This window comes from Nocardia sp. NPDC004722, assembly GCF_053601505.1.
This window is the reverse complement of record NZ_JBSGBY010001046.1, coordinates 1-1,503: the sequence shown is the minus strand read 5'-3', so window position 1 is coordinate 1,503 and position 1,503 is coordinate 1. Positions and strand designations below refer to the sequence as shown.

The following is a 1,503-nucleotide window of genomic DNA, read 5'->3' as shown; positions in this document are numbered from 1 at the left end:
CGTTCCTGCAGCGCGCCGATCACCTGAACCCGCTTGATCGAATCCACCCCCAGATCCGCCTCCAGATCCATGGTGGTGTCGACCATCTCGACCGGGTAACCGGTTTTGTCGGCGACCACCTCGCGCAGCGCCTGGCGCAGCGCGTCGGCGGAGACGCCGTCGGCGGCAACCTCATTCGTCGGGGCGGTCTCGGCGACCGCCGTGGGCACCGCGTCGGCGGCGGGCGCGGCCGTAGCCGTCTCACCGGCGACCAGCTCGTCGACAACCTGGTCCAGGGTGCGCAGTGTGCCGAGTTGCTCCGGCCCGAGCACCGGCAACTCCGGGAACCGTTCCTGCAGCGCGCCGATCACCTGAACCCGCTTGATCGAATCCACCCCCAGATCCGCCTCCAGATCCATGGTGGTGTCGACCATCTCGACCGGATATCCGGTCTTGTCGGCGACCACCTCGCGCAGCGCCTGCCGGACCGCATCCGCCGACAGGGCGGCGGGAGCGGCGGCTACGGTCGGCGTAACCGCCACCGAAGCAACGGGTTCCGGCTGCACCGGCGCGACGGGAGCGACCGCGACCGGGGCGGGAGCGGGGATCGTCGGCGCTGCGAGGGGCGCGACGGCCACGGCGGCAGGAGTCGCGGCAGGGGCGGCCGGAATCGGGGCCGCGAGGGCAGCCGGGGCGCGGTACTCGACTGCCGCAGCGGTGTCCGCCGAATCGACGTAGACCGGGACCGACCGGGCATGGGCCACTCCGGACCCGCCCTCCAACTCGGCCAGCTGCGCGACCACATCGCCTGCGCGGGAATGACTCTCGCTGATCGCGACACCGTGATCCTTGACCGCCTCGATGGCGCGGACCAGCAGTTCGTCGACCTGTCCGTGGCGCAACGCACCCGCCAGATCGCGGGCCAGCTCGAGCTGACCGTCGAGGTAATGGCGATGGGTGTGCAAGTGCTGCACGAGCGCGCTGTCCAGCGCGCCCGGCGTGGGAATGCGGTACTGAGGTTCCGCGGTCACAAGATTCTCCAGAGGTCTGGGGGAAGTGGGCCGTTCGTTCGAGGCATTCCGCGCGAGCACGCCCGCGCCGTTGCCGAGCTGAGCGCCGCCGTGAGAGCCGTTGTCGCCGTGTTCGTTCGCGGCGGTTGTGTTTTGCGCGAGGATTGCGGGCTCCGACGGACCCGGCGTCGTAGCCGCCGTCGGGATCGCAGCGCCGCCGTTCACCGTCTGCGCGGCGGCGACAACCGACAGCTGGTAGTCGTCTGCCAGGGCCGCGGCGTAGGCGGTGCGGCGGCTGTCGGGGACGTACTCCGGGGCCGAGATGGTCACGGCCATAGCGGGTTTCTTCGCCGGGGCTGCGATCTCGGGTGCGCTGTGGCGGTTGAGGCCGCGCAGGTCGAAGCCGAGGACGGCCAGGCGGACGGCGGCGCGCTTGAGGGTGAGGTCGCCGTTGCCGATCGGGCCGGAGTCGGTGGCGATGGCGATGACCTCGTCGCCGAACGTGCGGCGTGCC

At 71.3% G+C, this 1,503-nt stretch carries 1 protein-coding gene; it reads right to left on the bottom strand.

The window, feature by feature from the left end; genetic code table 11:
* A partial coding sequence (locus tag ACWELQ_RS45520) for an acyl carrier protein (RefSeq protein ID WP_452403165.1) occupies positions 1 to 1,503 on the bottom strand: 1,503 nt, incomplete at both ends.